This is a genomic window from Methylobacterium sp. CM6246, assembly GCF_054818005.1.
On sequence record NZ_JBTXKY010000001.1, the window covers coordinates 1381884 to 1397790 of the forward strand.

At 70.6% G+C, this 15907-nt stretch carries 16 protein-coding genes and 1 tRNA gene; 3 read left to right on the forward strand and 14 right to left on the reverse strand.

Annotated elements, in window-relative coordinates; genetic code table 11:
- Window positions 1-3: 3 nt before the first annotated feature.
- The 5 genes from ACYQPG_RS06940 to ACYQPG_RS06960 form a co-directional block, all read right to left on the reverse strand.
- Window positions 4-1689, reverse strand: a complete 1686-nt coding sequence (locus ACYQPG_RS06940; RefSeq protein WP_147908985.1) for a methyl-accepting chemotaxis protein — start codon at window positions 1687-1689, stop codon at window positions 4-6.
- Between the two features lie 95 nt (window positions 1690-1784).
- The gene (locus ACYQPG_RS06945; protein ID WP_147853632.1) at window positions 1785-2789 is read right to left on the reverse strand and encodes a magnesium transporter CorA family protein; all 1005 of its coding nucleotides are present in this window, start codon (window positions 2787-2789) and stop codon (window positions 1785-1787) included.
- Between the two features lie 164 nt (window positions 2790-2953).
- Window positions 2954-3241, reverse strand: coding sequence for a hypothetical protein (locus ACYQPG_RS06950; RefSeq protein WP_419829034.1), 288 nt, complete (start codon window positions 3239-3241; stop codon window positions 2954-2956).
- A 115-nt stretch (window positions 3242-3356) separates the two neighbouring features.
- A complete protein-coding gene (locus tag ACYQPG_RS06955) occupies window positions 3357-4595 on the reverse strand; it encodes a class I SAM-dependent RNA methyltransferase (protein ID WP_147939716.1) in 1239 nt (412 codons plus the stop codon).
- Window positions 4592-5374, reverse strand: coding sequence for a TlyA family RNA methyltransferase (locus ACYQPG_RS06960; RefSeq protein WP_246692742.1), 783 nt, complete (start codon window positions 5372-5374; stop codon window positions 4592-4594). The genes ACYQPG_RS06955 and ACYQPG_RS06960 overlap by 4 nt, the downstream gene beginning before the upstream one ends.
- A gap of 110 nt (window positions 5375-5484) precedes the next feature.
- Between ACYQPG_RS06960 and ACYQPG_RS06965 the strand changes: the two genes are divergently transcribed.
- Window positions 5485-6018 carry a superoxide dismutase family protein gene (locus ACYQPG_RS06965; RefSeq protein ID WP_147897397.1) on the forward strand — a complete coding sequence of 178 codons (534 nt, stop codon included), beginning with the start codon at window positions 5485-5487 and terminating at the stop codon, window positions 6016-6018.
- Between the two features lie 58 nt (window positions 6019-6076).
- Here the strand turns inward: ACYQPG_RS06965 and ACYQPG_RS06970 are convergent, their stop codons facing one another.
- From ACYQPG_RS06970 to ACYQPG_RS06995, 6 genes are all read right to left on the reverse strand, one after another.
- Window positions 6077-6529, reverse strand: coding sequence for an acyl-CoA thioesterase (locus tag ACYQPG_RS06970; protein WP_461230604.1), 453 nt, complete (start codon window positions 6527-6529; stop codon window positions 6077-6079).
- Window positions 6530-6557: 28 nt separating this feature from the next.
- Window positions 6558-6695 (reverse strand): hypothetical protein, encoded by a 138-nt coding sequence (locus ACYQPG_RS06975; protein WP_187193523.1) that lies wholly within the window; start codon window positions 6693-6695, stop codon window positions 6558-6560.
- Window positions 6696-6844: 149 nt separating this feature from the next.
- Entirely contained in the window at window positions 6845-7114 is a 270-nt protein-coding gene (locus tag ACYQPG_RS06980) for a hypothetical protein (protein WP_007566004.1), read from the reverse strand.
- Between the two features lie 208 nt (window positions 7115-7322).
- A complete protein-coding gene (locus ACYQPG_RS06985; protein WP_147857947.1) occupies window positions 7323-7508 on the reverse strand; it encodes a YegP family protein in 186 nt (61 codons plus the stop codon).
- Between the two features lie 191 nt (window positions 7509-7699).
- Entirely contained in the window at window positions 7700-9253 is a 1554-nt protein-coding gene (locus ACYQPG_RS06990; RefSeq protein ID WP_419829036.1) for a DEAD/DEAH box helicase, read from the reverse strand.
- A 370-nt stretch (window positions 9254-9623) separates the two neighbouring features.
- Window positions 9624-11570, reverse strand: coding sequence for an OPT family oligopeptide transporter (locus tag ACYQPG_RS06995; RefSeq protein ID WP_461230605.1), 1947 nt, complete (start codon window positions 11568-11570; stop codon window positions 9624-9626).
- 102 nt (window positions 11571-11672) lie between these two features.
- Here ACYQPG_RS06995 and ACYQPG_RS07000 point away from each other — a divergent pair, with 102 nt between their 5' ends.
- Entirely contained in the window at window positions 11673-11996 is a 324-nt protein-coding gene (locus ACYQPG_RS07000) for a DUF6429 family protein (RefSeq protein ID WP_461230606.1), read from the forward strand.
- Window positions 11997-12174: 178 nt separating this feature from the next.
- Here the strand turns inward: ACYQPG_RS07000 and ACYQPG_RS07005 are convergent.
- Together ACYQPG_RS07005 and ACYQPG_RS07010 are read right to left on the reverse strand one after the other, a co-directional pair.
- Window positions 12175-12259, reverse strand: a tRNA-Leu gene (locus ACYQPG_RS07005).
- Window positions 12260-12381: 122 nt separating this feature from the next.
- Entirely contained in the window at window positions 12382-12687 is a 306-nt protein-coding gene (locus ACYQPG_RS07010) for a FliM/FliN family flagellar motor switch protein (RefSeq protein WP_147910664.1), read from the reverse strand.
- Window positions 12688-12790: 103 nt separating this feature from the next.
- On the opposite strand from ACYQPG_RS07010, the gene lipB reads away from it, so the two are divergent.
- Window positions 12791-13510 (forward strand): lipoyl(octanoyl) transferase LipB, encoded by a 720-nt coding sequence (gene lipB / locus ACYQPG_RS07015; protein ID WP_461230607.1) that lies wholly within the window; start codon window positions 12791-12793, stop codon window positions 13508-13510.
- 10 nt (window positions 13511-13520) lie between these two features.
- Here the strand turns inward: lipB and ACYQPG_RS07020 are convergent, their stop codons facing one another.
- A complete protein-coding gene (locus ACYQPG_RS07020) occupies window positions 13521-15647 on the reverse strand; it encodes a carbohydrate porin (protein WP_461230608.1) in 2127 nt (708 codons plus the stop codon).
- Window positions 15648-15907 lie beyond the last annotated feature (260 nt).

Here is a 15907-nt window from a genome sequence, read left to right on the forward strand (position 1 = left end):
GCGTTACGCCGCGCGCACCGTCTGCAGGAAGGCGCCGATCTCCCGGCGCAAGGCCTCGGATTGCGCCGACAGGCTCTCGGCCGAGGCGAGCATCCGGGTGGCGGCCGTGCCGGTCTCGTCGGCGGCGCGGGCGACCGCGTCGATCGTGCCGGTGACCGAACCGGTCCCGGCGGCCGCGTCGGCGATGCTGCGGGCGATTTCCTGGGTCGCCGCGCCCTGCTGCTCGACCGCCGCCGCGATGGACGTCGCCACCCCGTCGATCTCGCGGATCCGGCCGGTGATGCCGTCGATGGCGTCCACGGTCTGGCCGGTCGCGCCTTGGATCCGGCCGACCTGCGCGGTGATCTCGTCGGTCGCCTTGGCGGTCTGCGCGGCCAGCGCCTTCACCTCGGACGCCACGACCGCGAAGCCGCGCCCGGCCTCGCCGGCCCGGGCTGCCTCGATCGTGGCGTTCAGGGCCAGCAAGTTGGTCTGGCCGGCGATGTCGGAGATCAGCCGCACCACGTCGCCGATCCGGCCCGCGGCCTCCCTCAGCTCCTGAACCAGGCCGGCGGTCCGGCCGGCCTGACCGACCGCGCCCCGGGCCAGGTCGGCGGAGCCGTCGACCTGGCGGCCGATCTCCTGCACCGAGGCGCCGAGCTCCTCGGCCGCTACCGCCACCGTGCCGACATGGGCGGTCGCCTCCTGTGCGGCGCTCGCCACCGTGGCCGAGCGCTCGGCCGTGCGGGTCGCCGTGCTGGTCATGGCCTCGGCATTGGAGCGGAGATCGAGCGCCGCCTCCGTCACCGCCGCCAGGACACCACCGATCGCGGCCTCGAAGCCATCGGCCATCTCCTGGACGGCCCGCCGCCGCTGCGCCTCGGCGCCGGCCCGGGCGAGCGCCGTCTCCTGCTCGAGGGCGCGGGTGTGAATCAGGTTGTCCTTGAACACCTGGACGGCCGCCGCCATCGCGCCGATCTCGTCCCGGCGGCCGGTGCCGGGGATCGCCACGGCGGCGTCGCCCTCGGCCAGGCGGCCCATGGCGCCGGTCATCCGCTGGATCGGGCGGGCGATGCCGAACAGGGCGAACAGCATCGCCGCCGCCGCGACCGCCAGCGCCACCGCGGTCGCGACCAGGGCGGTGAGCTTGGCCGAGGTCGCATTGTCGGCGGTGGCGGCGACGTTCCCGTCGGTCTGCGACCGGGCCAGCGCGATCGCCTCGGTGAGGCTGCCGACCGCCGCATCGTTCTGGGCGCCCGTCTCCGGGTCGAGGACGAGCTTGAGGGCGCCGTCCCGGTCGCCGGCGATCATCAGCTCGACAACCTGGAGCTGGATGTTCTGGTAGGCGTTCCAGGCGCCGGTGAACCGCTCGTAGGTCTCGCGCGCCTTCGGAGTCGCGAGGCGGCCCTGGTAGGCCTGGCGCAGTTCGGACAACGCCCCGAGGCCGTCGGTCAGCGCCGTCTGGTTCTTGTCGAGGGTCGCGAAGTCCGGCGATCCCGCGACCAGCCGGTACAGCTTCAGCCGCACGTCGCGCACCGCCATGCCGATGGCCTCGGCCTCGTTCTGGGCCGGAAGCCAGACCTGCGAGACCTCCTTGGCGTCCTGTTCGATCTCGGACAGGCGGACGACGCTGACGACCCCCTGGCCCGCAGCCGCGAGGGCCAGCAGGCCGATGGCTCCGCAAAGGACGGTCTTCAGAGAGAATCGCATCGGGGCTTCCGTCGTCGCGGCCAGCCGCGCTTCCGGGTGCAAGGATCTCCGGGATATATCTTAACGTTTTATCTGCGGCCGGAAACTATTCGCGACTAAAGCCACTTCTTCCAGCGAAAGAAAACGTAGGGCAGGATCGCGGCAACGAACATCATCACCACGGCCATGGGGTAGCCGAACGGCAGTTCCAGTTCCGGCATGGACTTGAAGTTCATGCCGTAGATCGAGGCGATCAGCGTCGGCGGCATGAATACGACGGCCATGACCGAGAACAGCTTGATGATGTTATTCTGCTCGAGGTTGACTAGGCCGAGCGTCGCATCAAGCAGGAATTGAATTTTCGTGGACAGGAAGGTGGCGTGCTCTTCCAGCGATTGAAGATCGCGCAGGGTCGAGCGGACATCCTCCCGAAGGTCGCGGGGTGCCTTGTTGGTCCGATAGGTCGCCGACAGCGAAAGCAGGATCCGCTCCATCGAGACCAGGCTCTCGCGCTGCTTCGAGATCAGGTCACCATGGCGTCCGAGCGCCCGCAGGGTATCCTGAAGGGCGGTGTTGCGGGCGGACGGGTCGTCCTGCACTTCGAAGATCTTGCCCGACAGCCGATCGATCCGCTCGCCCTGGAGCTGGAGCACGTCCGCGGCCCGGTCGATCACCGCCTCGATCAGCCCGGCCAGGATGGCCTCGCCGGAGACCGCGGAGGCGCTGCCGTTGCCGGTCGTGCGGCCGGCCCGCTGGGTGTACATCCGGAAGGCCTGGGGTTCCTCGTGGCGCACGGTCACGAGGCGGCTGCCGCGCAGGATGAAGGTGATGCCGGCCAGCCCGGGCTCCTCGGCATCGCTGACCTTCGAGAGCACCCGCCCGGTCATGTAGCGGGCACCCTCCTCGACGTAGAGCAGCTCCGAGGGCTCGATGTCCTTCATCTCCTCGCGGGTCGGCACCTCGATGCCGGCGAAGGCCTCGACCTTGAGTTCCTCCTCGCGGCTCGGGCGAATCAGGTCGAGCCAGACGGTGTCCTCGGGGATCGTGTCCTGGAGATCGACGATTCGGCGCTCAAGCAGCGAGGATCCGGCGCCGGTTGAGGGCTGGTGGATGAAAATCACGACGGTGTCTCGGGTGCAAAACGGTCACTGGGCGGCGCCGGGTCCGATCCGCATCCGGCACGGCGGCTCCAAGCGCAAGCTGTGCCGTGGGTGTGGCGTTGTTTTCTGACGCTTCCGTGACATCGCGGCCCGCATCGACGAAGCGGTGCCGTCAGGCCCGACGTTCAGTTGCAGCCTTCGCAGACGCTGTCCTCGATCTTGTCGGTCAGGGCGCGCTCGCGCCGCTGCTCCCGCCGCGACGGAACCTCGCCCGCGCCCAGCGACGTACCGGGCGGCATCGTCACGCCGAGGCTGTTGGTGTTCGGCGCCGTGATCGTCGATTGCGGCCCTCCGCCGATGCCGGTCTCATCGGCGGCGCGCGGCTGAGCCGCCAGCGTGGCCGGCAAGGCGAGGCTCAGCGCGGGGAGGCTCAGCACGACGAGGGCGAACAGGCGGATCGAGGCTGTGGTCATGACACCTCCAGTCATCGTGAGAAGGTCAGAATCTACAGCAAGTTGCAAGCCTGCAATCCGCAATCCTTCCCGCCGCAAGCTTCTCAATCTTGTGAGCCTCTCGATCTTGCTCGCCTCAGCGACGGCGCGGGGCCTCGCGCCGGAACACGCCGACCATCTCGACATGGTCCGAATGCCGGAACTGGTCGACCGGCGTCACCGATTCGAGCTGGAACCCGCCGGCCGTGAGCGTCGCCGCGTCCCTCGCGAAGGTGCCGGTATCGCAAGACACGCCGATCGCCACCGGCACCCGCGACGCGGCGATCTGCCGGGCCTGGGCCTCGGCGCCGGCGCGGGGCGGGTCGAACACGACCGCGTCGAACCCGTCGAGTTCCGTGGGCAGCAGCGGCCGGCGGAACAGGTCCCGGCGCTCGGTGGTGATCTGGCGCAGGCCCGTCGCGGCCCGGGCCGACCGGTCGAGCCCGCCGAGCGCCGCCGCATCCGCCTCGACGGCGTGGACCGCGGCTGTCCGCGCCATCGCCAGGGCGAGGGGTCCGCAGCCCGAGAACAGGTCGGCGACCCGCCGCGGACGGCGCCCCAAGGCCGCCACGCTCAGCGCGGTGAGGATGGCCTGCCCGGCCGCAGTCGCCTGCAGGAAGCCCCCGGGCGCCGGATAGAGGCGGCTTTCGGCATCCGTGACCGAGACCGGCTCGGCCTCCATAAGGCGCTCGCCGTGGAGCGACAGCCGGGCCAAGCCCAGCTCGCCCGCGATCCGAACCAGCGCGGAGGCAACACCGCCGGTCACCGGGCCGTGTCCACGCAGGTCGATGTCGAGGCCCTGGTCGGTGGCGGTCACGGCGACGTCCAGGGGCTTGCGGCCGTGGCCCAGCGGCCCGGCGAGCCGGCGCGCCACCGCGGGGGCCGGATGCAGGGCCGGCACCGTGATCGGACAATGGTCGATCGGCACGAGCGCGTGGCTGCGCGCCGCCATCAGGCCGGCCTCGCCCTGTCCGTCGATCTCCCGGACGTGCAACGTGATGCGGCGGCGCCCGGCCCCGTGCGCGTCGATCGCGGCCCCCGGCTCGACGCCGAGACGGGCCTGTGACAGGGCCTGCGCGACGAGGCCGCGCTTCCAGGACAGCTCCGCGGCGGGCGCGAGATGCTGCGTCCGGCAGCCGCCGCAGCGCATGTAATAGGGGCAGAACGGCTCGACCCGGTCGGGGGAGGGCTGCACGATGCCGACCAGTTCGGCTCGCTTTCCCTCCCGGCGGATCGTCACACGCTCGCCGGGCAGCGTGTAGGGGACGAGGATCCCGTCCTCCGCGATGCCGTCGCCACGGGCACCGAGCTCCCGGATCGTGACCGTTTCGCTCATGACAGGTTTGCGCCGATCAAAAATTCGGAATTGCCGTCGCCACCCGGCACGGGCGAATCGATCAGGCCCAGGATCGTCGCGCCGAGCCCCTCCAGCACGAAGCGGACGGCATCGCAGACCTCCGCGTGGACGGCCGGATCGCGCACGAGGCCGCCGCGCCCGACGCGCTCGCGCCCGGCCTCGAATTGCGGCTTGACCAGCGCGACGATCGCGGCGCCGGGAGCGAGCAGCGCCGGCAGGGCCGGCAGCACCAGCCGCAGGCCGATGAAGCTCACGTCGACGCTCGCCATTGCGGGCCGCGGCACGAGCCGCGCCGGATCGAGGGCGCGGATATCGGTGCCCTCCAGGCTGGTGACGCGGGAGTCCGCGGCCAGCCGCGGATGCAGCTGCCCGCGGCCGACATCGACCGCGTGGACATGGGCGGCGCCACGGGCGAGCAGCACGTCCGTGAAGCCGCCGGTCGAGGCGCCGACGTCGAGGCAGACGAGGCCCGCGGGATCCAGCCGGAACGCGTCCAGCGCCGCCGCGAGCTTCAGCCCGCCCCGGGAAGCGTAAGGGTGCTCGGGGGCGGCCTCGATCCGCGCCCCCGGGGGGATCGCCTCCGAGGGCCGTGCCAGCGGCCGGCCGTCCACCCGCACCAGCCCGGCCCGGATCGCGGCCTGCGCCCGCGCGCGGCTCTCGAAATGGCCGTGCTCCACCAGGAACAGGTCGGCCCGCTTTGGCGCAGGCGCGCGGTGCGCGGGCGCTCCGCCTGCCGGTATGGGCCGTTCTCCGGTCATCAGGGCTTTACAGGCTCGCGTCAGGGCTACGGCAAAGGTTTCGGGGGCCGGCCCTGTCGAAGGGGCGGCGTGCCCCCTACCTAGACCGGGCTGGAGAGGAGAGCCACCGTATGACACGCATCCTGCCGCTGCTCGCGCTGCTGGGACCCTTCGCGGCGAGCGGTGCCTTCGCCCAGGAGCCGGCAGCCCCCAAGCCGACCGAGACGTTCCAGGCGCCGGTCAAGAACGCCAAGGGCGACCCGATCGGCACGATCGCGATCCGCGACGGCGCCAACAGCCTCGTGTTGCGCGTCGCCATCCAGCCCGGCGGATTGCCGCCCGGCTGGCACGGCATGCATTTCCACGCGGTCGGCGATTGCTCGGATCCGAAATTCCTGAATTCGAAGGCCCACGTGAACCACGACCAGAGCAAGCACGGCCTGCTCAATCCGGATGGACCCGACGAGGGCGACCTGCCGAACCTCTACGTGGCGCAGGACGGCTCGGGGAATGCCGAGGTGACCAGCGAGACGCCGCTCACCGGCGAGGGCGGCCTCAAGGACGGCGACGGCTCGGCGCTGATCATCCACGCCAACGAGGACGACCACACGACCCAGCCGATCGGCGGCGCCGGCGACCGGGTCGCCTGCGCGGTGATCAAGTAGGGCCTCGTCCAGAACGGCGGATTTCGGCTTTCGGGACGCGGCGATGCGCGAGCGCCGGTCAGGCGGCGTTCGGCGAGGGCACTAGGGGCGGGATCGGGCGCGGGCGCCCGGCCTCGTCGATCGCCACGAAGGTGAGGGTGGCCTGCGTCACCCGCTCGCGGACCTGGGTGCAGAACCGGCGCGCCCAGGCCTCGACCTCGATCTTCATCGAGGTGCGGCCGACATGCGAGACCCGGGTGTAGACGCACAGCACGTCGCCGACCCGTACCGGGCGGATGAAGGTCATCGCGTCGAGGGCCACGGTGACGACCCGGCCCTGGGCCCGGTCCACGCCGGCGATGCCGCCCGCCTGATCCATCTGGGTCAGCACCCAGCCGCCGAAGATGTCGCCGTTGGCGTTGGTGTCGGCCGGCATCGCGATGGTCCGGACCGTCAGGTCCCCCCGCGGCAGGTCCGCGTTGGGGGGCGGCGCCTGCTCACCCTCGAGGTTCGCGCGTGCGACGTGCTGCATGCCGTCCATCCGCCTGTCTCGCGCGCCGTCAGGAAAGGATGCCGGCGAGCTTGAGCCCGGCCGCCAGCAAGATGGCGGCTGCGCCCAGGATGCATTCGAACGGGATCGATTGCCAGAGGTCCGGCGTCGCGGCCGTGGGCTCGGCGCGCTGCGCGATATCGTTCATCGGGTTTCCTCCCGGGCAGGCCGATCTGTCGCCGGCGCGTCCCGTTCCTGCATTATACGGCATGGAGACCGGCTACGCATCTCGAATCAGCGCATGGAAAAGCCCGGCGGCTCGTGGGAGCCGCCGGGCCTGTCAGCGTCGTGGACCGCTCAGTAGAAGAACCGGCGACGGTAATAGGGGCGACGGTAGAACGGGCGCGGGCCGTAATAGAACCGGCGGCGGTAGTACGGACGGCGGTAGAACGGGCGCGGGCCATAGAACCGACGGCGGTAGTAGTACTGGGCCTTCTGGGCTACGGCCGGCGCGGCGTCGGCGGGCAGGGCGATGCCCGGACCGACCGGCGCGGCCGATGCGCCCTGCGGCGCCGCGGCCGCAAAGCCCAGCACCAGCAGGGCCGCGAGCAGGAATTTCCTCAGCACGTCTCGACTCCCTTCGCGTGATTGCGTCTTCGACGACGAACCGCACGCGGGACGAGAGCCCGGTCGGCGGTCCGAAACGCTGCAACGCACGGGCGATGGGAAGCGTTGCAGCGTAACCGCTACGGAGATTCGGACAGGGTTTATTTTTATCCCGGCCCCGTAGGCGGCACGCTGCGCCGGGACGCAGCGTGCCGCGCCGACCCCGCGATCAGGCGATCTTGGTGGTCATGTCCTCGATGCGGGCCTCTGTGCTCTGGCGGACGAGGGCGATGCCGTGCTCGCAATCCTCGCGGCGAAGGTAGCCCTCTCCGGAATCCGCGATCACCTCGCCGTTGCGCGCGCGCAGGCGCCAGCGCCACTCGCCCTTGGCATCCCGATAGAGTTCGAACCGCATGGTGCAGCCTCTCGTCCGACGTGTCGGTGAGATGGGACGCCCCGCGCAAAAAAGAAGCCGCCCCGGGAGGTTCCCCGAGGCGGCGTCCGTACCGGTCTAGACGAATCCCGGTCTCAAAAGGTCGAGACCTTTCGCGGGAGCAGGGCAGAGCCCTGCGGATCTCTCAGTGGTTCCGGCGTGGAACCCTGTCGTCAGGAGCGGGGCGACCGCTCCAGCCAGCCGATGGTGCGGCCTTCGCCGTTGCCGCCGCCGGCGCTGCGCGGGCGGGCATCGGCCCGCTGGGGCCGGCTGTCCCGCGCCGGGCGCGCCTGCTGCTGGGCCGGGCGCTCGCCCTGCGGACGGGCGGGCCGGTCCGAACGGGCCTCGCGTCCCTGCGGGGCGGGACCGCGACCGTCGCCGCGGCCGCCTTCCGGACGGCCCTGGCGCGGCGCACCCTGACCCTGGCCGCCGCCGCCGAAGCCGCGGCCGCCTTCCGGACGGCCCTGCTGGGGACGGCCCTGCTGCGGACGGGACCGCTGACCCGGACGGCCACCGGCCGGACGCTGCTGCTGGCGCTCGGGCCGACGCTCCTCCTCGCGGGCGATCTCGGCCGCTTCCTGACGGGACGGCGGCGAGAAGCCCTCGGGGAAGCCGGCGACCGGCACGCTCTGGCGGGTCAGCCGCTCGATGTCGCGCAGGTAGGCCCGCTCCTCGTCGTTGCAGAACGAGATCGCCAGACCGGTCGCCCCGGCGCGCGCGGTGCGGCCGATGCGGTGGACGTAGCTCTCCGGCACGTTCGGCAGATCGAAGTTGATTACGTGGCTGACGCCGTCGACATCGATGCCGCGGGCCGCGATGTCGGTGGCCACCAGAACCCGGCAATCGCCGTCCCGGAAGGCCTGAAGCGCCCGCTCGCGCTGCGGCTGGCTCTTGTTGCCGTGGATCGCGGCGCCGGCGATGCCGGCCTTGTCGAGGCCGCGCACGACCCGATCCGCGCCATGCTTGGTGCGGGTGAAGACCAGGACGCGGTCGATGGCCGGATCCCGTAGGATGTGGGCGAGCAGCGCCTGCTTCGCGCCGGTATGGGCGAAGATGACCGTCTGCTCGACGCGCTCGGCCGTGGTGGCGACCGGGGTCACGGCGACCTGCACCGGATCCTTCAGGTATTGGCTGGCGAGCCCGGCGATGTTCTTCGGCATGGTCGCCGAGAAGAACAGGCTCTGGCGCTGGGCCGGCAGCAGCTTCACGATGCGCTTGAGGGCGTGGATGAAGCCGAGGTCGAGCATCTGGTCGGCCTCGTCGAGGACCAGGATCTCGACGCCCTCGAGGGTCAGGGAGCGGCGCTCGATCAGGTCGATCAGGCGGCCCGGGGTGGCGACCAGGATGTCGACGCCCGGAGCCAGCGCCCGCTCCTGGCGGCTGATGGTGACGCCGCCGAACACCACCGTGGTGGTGTAGGACAGGTGGCGCCCGTAATCCGAGAAGGACTCGGCGATCTGGTTGGCGAGCTCGCGGGTCGGCGAGAGCACCAGCACCCGGCAGCCGCGGCGCGGGGCCCGGCGGTCCGAGAGCGAGAGGCGGTGCAGGATCGGCAGCGCGAAGGCCGCGGTCTTGCCGGTGCCGGTCTGGGCGATGCCGCAGAGGTCGCGGCCCTCCATGGCCGGCGGGATCGCCTGGGCCTGGATCGGGGTCGGCGTGACGTAGCCAGCCTCGCCGAGCGCCCGCAGCACGGGCTGGGCAAGGCCGAAATCGGTGAATTGGGTCAAAGAAATATCCGATGCAGCAGGGCCGGCCGGGCGCTTCGCGTTCGGTGCGAGCAGCGCAGAAATCTGGTCGGTCCGTTGGCAGGGGGCAGCCCGCGTGATGGGGCGGCCCGGGTGCATGCACGTTATGAAGAGGGGGGCCGGATCACGCCGGAAGGCGCCCGATCCGTCACGCAGCCCCCTCAAGCGGGCCATGACGGCCGCTGACGCTGCACCGCCGATATGCGGGTGTGCGCCTGCGAAGTCAATGCATCGCTTGGCGCGGGATGACATGGCACCGATCGCCTGGGTGCACGGCTCGGCGCCGCCGCTAGGCCTGTCCGAGGTGGATCGCTCGCGCGATCGCTGCCGGATCCCGCAATGCCGGGCAGGCTCAGGCCGCTTTGCGCCGCGTCTGATGGTAGAGGCCCACCGTCAGACCCGCGAACAGCACCAGGCCGCCGATCAGCGCGGGGCCCGCGAACCCATCGCCCGCCAGCGCCAGGACGGCATCGTTGCCCGCGATGTAGACGATCAGCGCGAAGGCGACGCCCCACAGGCTCTCGCCGACGATCAGGCCGGTCGCCGTCAGGATGCCCAGCCGGACCGCCCGCTCCGGATCGGCCCGGCGGCGCGCCCAGCGCTCGTAGACCGTGCCGATCACCGCGCCGGCCACCAGGGGCACGACCAGCGTCATGGGCAGGTAGATCCCGAAGGCGGTGGCCAGCGGGGGCAGGCGGAGACGCTTCAGCCGGCCGAGGGTCTCGTCCAGCGCGACCAGCCCCAGGCCGGCGGCCGCGCCCCAGCCCAGCATGCGCCAGTTGCCCTCGCCCGATAGCACGCCCTTGGCCAGGGTCGAGATCAGGCCGGCCTGCGGCGCGGCCAGCGCGTTCGGCCCGGCCCCGGGCGTCCCTACGAAGCCGAAACTCGTCGCCAGCACGTTGAGTACCGGCGGGATGATCGCCGACCCGAACACCACCCCGACGACCAGCGCCGCCTGCTGCTTCCACGGCGTGGCCCCGACCAATTGGCCGGTCTTGAGATCCTGCAGGTTGTCGTTCGCGATGGCGCAGATGCTGAACACGATGCCGGTGACGGTCAGCACGTAGGCGACGAGCGCCCCGCCGCTCTGCGCATCCCCGTCGCGGCCGAGCAGCCCCAGCAGCATCGCCGAGCTCGCCAGCGCGGCCAGGATGCCGATCCCCGAGAGGGGCGAGTTGGACGAGCCGATCAGCCCGGCCATGTAGCCGGTCACGGCGGCCACCACGAGCCCGATCACCAGGACGAACAGCAGGCCGCCCGCGACTAGCAGGACGCCATAGCGCTCCAGGCTCGTGCCGGCGAGGACGTCCCACAGCAGCCAGCCGATCGGCAGCAGAAGGCTCGCCGAGACCACGAGGACGACCGCGATCGGCAGGTCGCGCTCCTCGAGCGCCAGCGTCGCGCCGGCGTGGCGCGCCCGCCCGGTCGCGAAGGCCGAGCGGATGCCGCCCAGCACCGGGCGCGCGATCCGGATCAGCGTCCAGAGCGCGGCCACGCCCATCACGCCGGCGCCGAAGAACCGCACCTCCTGCCGGAACGCCGCGCCGACCCAGGCCTCGATACTGACGTCCGGCATCGGCTGCTGCGCGGTCAGGATCGGGACCAGCACGGCCCAGCCGATCGCCAGCCCGAGCGCCATCGCGGCCCCCACCGACAGGCCGACCAAATGGCCGACGCCCAGCAGCGCGAGGGACAGGTTGCCGGCGATCCCGGTCGCGCCCGCGCCGACGCGGAACCAGAGCGCGGCGCTGTCGAGCACCAGCCGGGTCTGCGCCAGCGCCGCGAAGCCGGCCGAGGCCAGGCTGTTCCAGACCAGGATGCGCAGGCCCAGCGCGCTGTCCGCCTGCCCGGCGGCGCCCTGGGTGCCGAGCGCCAGCACCTCCGCGGCGGCCCGCCCCTCGGGGTAGGGGAGGTCCGAATCGACCACGAGGGCGCGGCGCAGCGGCACGGACAGCATCACGCCCAGGATCCCGCCCGTGGCGGTGATCCCCGCAGTGGTGAGCCACGGGAACCCGTGCCACAAGCCGATCATCACCAGGCCCGGCAGCACGAAGATGATGCACGAGAGCGTGCCGGCCGCCGAGGCGACAGTCTGGACGATGTTGTTCTCCAGCACCGTCGCGCCGGGCAGGTGCCGCAGCACCGCCATGGAGATGACCGCGGCCGGGATCGATGTGGCGAAGGTGAGCCCGATTTTGAGGCCGAGATAGACGTTGGCGGCGGTGAACAGCAGCGTCAGCGCGCCGCCGAGCAGGAGGCCGCGCCAGGTCAGTTCGGCCGGTTGAGCGCCGCTGGACATGCGAATCGGGTTCCGGAAGCCAAGGTCCCGATTTTATCGATAGGCGGCTGAGAGATGCAACCGTCCTTCCCGTGTCCGTGTAAGCATTTATCCGATATCGATGTGATTATTTATATCAGCAACATCAAAAAATACGCCGGAAGACAAAAATTATGGTTCCGATATTGGACGATCAATGTTTTATGCGATCGAACATCTAGCCTCGCACGAACGCCCCGCACCGTGGGCGTGGTCGGAGCGTCGAGACTGCCGGGCGATGACGAGCGCCTTGCCGAGGCGGTGTCCGCCCGTCTGTGGTTGACGTTCCACCACGGATGCCGGGCCAGGAAAGGGTTCGACTGTGAGTCGCTCTGCCGCCTGCACGCGAAGGGGCCGAGCGCCGATCCGGTCGGCCGGGCCAAGTCCGTGGTGCTGGCGTGGTTCTGACTGGGGAAGGCCTGCGCCGATCCGAAGCGCTGTTCACCCGCAACGATTGAACGGTTCGCCCCTGCGGCCGAGCGCAGGGCTGCTGGCCGCAAAACGAAGGTCCGACACAATCAACGGCTGAAGCCGTGAACCCGACGGAGCGCCGAGCGATCGGAGAAAAAACACTACAACAAACGTGTGGTGCGGCCAAGAGGACTCGAACCTCCACCCCTCGCGGGACTAGCACCTCAAGCTAGCGCGTCTACCAATTCCGCCATGGCCGCATCGGACGCGAAGATCCGCCCGTTCGCCCGACCGATGCGACCTCCGGGGAAACCCTCGGGCCGCCGTCATGTCGGGCGGCGCAGCGGATAACAGATCGATCCGCCGCCGACAAGCGCCGCGCTCAAACGGACGCGTAGTTGTCGTCCAGGAACGGCGTCGCGCTGTCGCCGATCGTGGTGCCGGGCTCGATGATCGCCGCCGCTTTGCGGATCAGCTCGGTCACCTCGACGGAGATGCGGTCGCCGGTGACCACGATCTGGCCGCGGGCGATCGGGTGGTCGTTGGCCAGGATCTCGACCATGTCGCTGTCGCTGGATTCCAGCTCGATCACCGCGCCGCGGCCCATGCGCAGGAGCATGTGCAGCGGCATCCGGGCCCGGCCCAGCACCACCGTCAGATCGACCTTCAGGGTCTCGAAGACCGCCACCGCTCGCCCATCCCGTCTCGCCGCCGACCTGGTGCACCCAAAGCTTGCAACCGCCGGCCGCGGATGTTGAAGGCTTCGACCATCGACGCAGGATGGTGAACCCTTGGTAAACGCGCCCCGTCTCACGGTCTCGCCCCATGCCTTCCCGACGCGGCCCGGCTCGGATCCGGTGGGCTGGCGCGTGAGCGACGCGCCCGTGGGCTACGCGGACGCGGTGGCCTGGATGGAGGCGCGCGTCGAGCGGATCGCCCGGGGCGCGGCGCCCGAATGCGTCTGGCTGCTCGAGCACCCGCCGCTTTACACGGCGGGCACCTCGGCGCGGTCCGAGGACCTCGTGGCGCCCGATCGGTTCCCGGTCCACGCCACGGGCCGGGGCGGCCAGTACACCTATCACGGCCCGGGTCAGCGGGTCGCCTACGTGATGCTGGACCTCGACCGCCGGAGCCGGGACCTGCGCGCCTACGTGGCGAGCCTGGAGGGCTGGCTGATCGAGACGCTGGCGGCCTTCAACGTCCGGGCCGAGCGCCGGGAGGACCGGGTCGGCGTCTGGGTGCGCCGCCCCGAGAAGGGGCCGGGGGTGGAGGACAAGATCGCGGCCATCGGCATCCGGGTGCGCCGCTGGGTCAGCTTCCACGGGATCAGCCTGAACGTCGAGCCGGACCTGTCGCACTTCGCCGGCATCGTGCCGTGCGGCGTGCGCGAGCACGGGGTGACGAGCTTGGTCGATCTCGGCCTGCCCGTGAGCCTGGCGGAGGTGGACATGCAGCTGCGCGCCGCGTTCGAAGGGATTTTTGGGGCCACGGTGAGCGAGGCGGCGGAGTAGCTACCGGCGATCAGAAATCCGCGTGCAATCGCGACGCGAAGAAGTGCGCCGGCCCGCGGTCGCGGTTGTAGCCGGGGTTGTTCACGAACTGGTAGTCGAAGGTCAGGGTCACGAACTTGGTCAGGTTCAGGGCGTAGTAGGTCTCCAGCGCCCGCTCGCTGCCGTAGTTGAGCCGCCCGTCCCCGACCAGCAGGCCGTAATAGCCGGCCGCGAAGGCGGCGCGGTGAGAGGGCGAGAGCCGGTTCATCGCCGTGCCGATGGCGACCGTGTCGTCCGGCCGGTCCCAGGCCTTGCCCTTCAGCGACAGGCCGCCGGAGAAGCTCTGGTCGATGTCGGTGAAGGAGATGTTCTCCGTGCGCCCGTCGTTCAGGCTGGCCCGGGCGAACAGGCCGAGTTCGGGCGTCAGCGCCTGCTCGAGGTTGATGTAGCCGCCGGTCTTCCGGCGCGGCTTGCGGGTCGCGAGGGCGGCATCGCTGCCGTTGTCGAACAGGCCGAGTTGCGTGAGGGTGACGAGCTCGCGGTTGTTGGCCGAAACCCCGACATTCGAGAACAGGCCGATGCGGATCTTGCCGGGCTGCTCGAGCCACGGGAGCACGTGGCGCTCCTCGAACTCGGCGTTCAGGCCGGCGCGCCGGAACACCCGCGGATCGAGCACGTCGCTCGACGGCTCCTTGGGCACCTGCGTGTAGGCGGCGCGGATCGCGAACTCCGGCCGGTTGTATTCGGCGTAGACCCCTTGCGTGAAACCCGGGAGGTTGGCCGGGAAGTCCCAGGCCGAAGCCCCCCACAGCGACCAGTTGAAGAAGTCGACCCGCGGGTCGTGGGCGTAGACGTTGCCGTCGAAGAAGTCGCCCAGGGCGAACTTGCCGGCGATCAGGGTGATCCGCTCCGCATCGTACCGGGTGGCGACCTGGTTCGGCCCGTCCGGCACCTCCACGGTCTCGCCGCCGAGGCCGATCGTCTGCTTCACGTAATAGCGGTTCGAGCGCAGCTTCGGGAACGGGGCGCCGGCCTTCTGCGCCTCTCCGTTGACGAAGCCCGCGACGCCCAGCGTCCGCGACAGGCCGAAGCCCTGGCTGAACTCGGGGTTGTAGTAGAGCTCGGTGCTGTCGGTGAGCTTGAGCCCGAGGAAGATGGTGGCCGTGGTGGTCTGCCGGGCCTGGTGCGGGATCAGGCTCTGCGCACCCTCGTAGGGCGAGCGGAAGCCCGGCACCCCCTGGGCGATCAGCGTCGTCTGCCCGTGCAGCGAGAAGCGCCCGGTCTCGCCGTTGTCGGGATCGTGCGGTGCGGTCTCGTCCGGATCGGGCGGAGCCTTCAGGCCGCCCGGGAACCACATCAGCCGCGCGAACAGCTGGTTCGAGGTGAAGCGCGCCCGGGACGTGACCGGACCGCCGTCGTCCCCCGGTACGCTGCCCAGCGAGAAGCGCCGGCTGCCGCCGAGGTCGATGTAGCGGTAGTCGATCCCCAGGGCGAGCGAATCGCTGATCGCGTACTGGATGCCCGCGCCCAGGGTGAAGCCGAGATAGCCGAGTTCGCGACGCGCCGTGTTCTGGCCGCCCGCGTCGAGATCCGGGTAGTTCGCCAGGAACCGCGCGTTGGCGCCGGCGAGCCCGAACGACCCGTAGACGAGGTACCGGTCGAAGCTGTAGCCGATCCGGGCCCGGAGGGTGCCGTACAGGTCGGTCTTGGCGCGCACGATGTTGAAGGGCTGGTCGGCGTCCTCGTACCCGAAGCACGTGATGGTCGAGGGCACCGGCCGCTTCAGGTTCGCCACGTCGAGGGTCGCCTCGGCTCCGTAGACCCAGGGGCCGGCCTGCCAGTTCCAGCCGCCGAACAGGCCCCCGACCGCCGTGGTGGCGTTGCGGCCCTGGTCGCTGCGGCCGGTGGAATCGCCGCTCTTGAACGCCGGGACCGCACGGTTCCCGATCGCCGTCGGCCCGAAATTATAGGCTCCGTAGGACCCGCCCGCGCTGCCCTGGAGGCCGATATAGCCCCCCGACCAGTCGGTATAGGCGGGCAGGTCGGGCGCCGGGCGGCGCCCGGCGAGGTCGGCCGCGGCCGCCGGAACGGACGCGATCAGGGGCGCGGCCAAGACGAGGGCGGCGGCACGGAGGAGGGGCGCGGGACGGGGCGACATCGGACTCGCAGACAAGATATAGCACTTGCTATAATGAGGTTCGCGGACATGCAAGCCGTTTCGGGTCGCCTCGACCACAGGCCACATCGTTTCTCGTCCCGCGTCGTATTGTCGATGCCGTGCATGGCAGTGCCGTGACGATCTCCACATCTCTCCGGCGGTCAAGATACGCGCGGACACAGCCGGCGGAATAACTTCGCTCCACGCGCAGAAACTTGATACGTCTACAGGTAAAGACCAAGAACTATCACTCGTCAGCG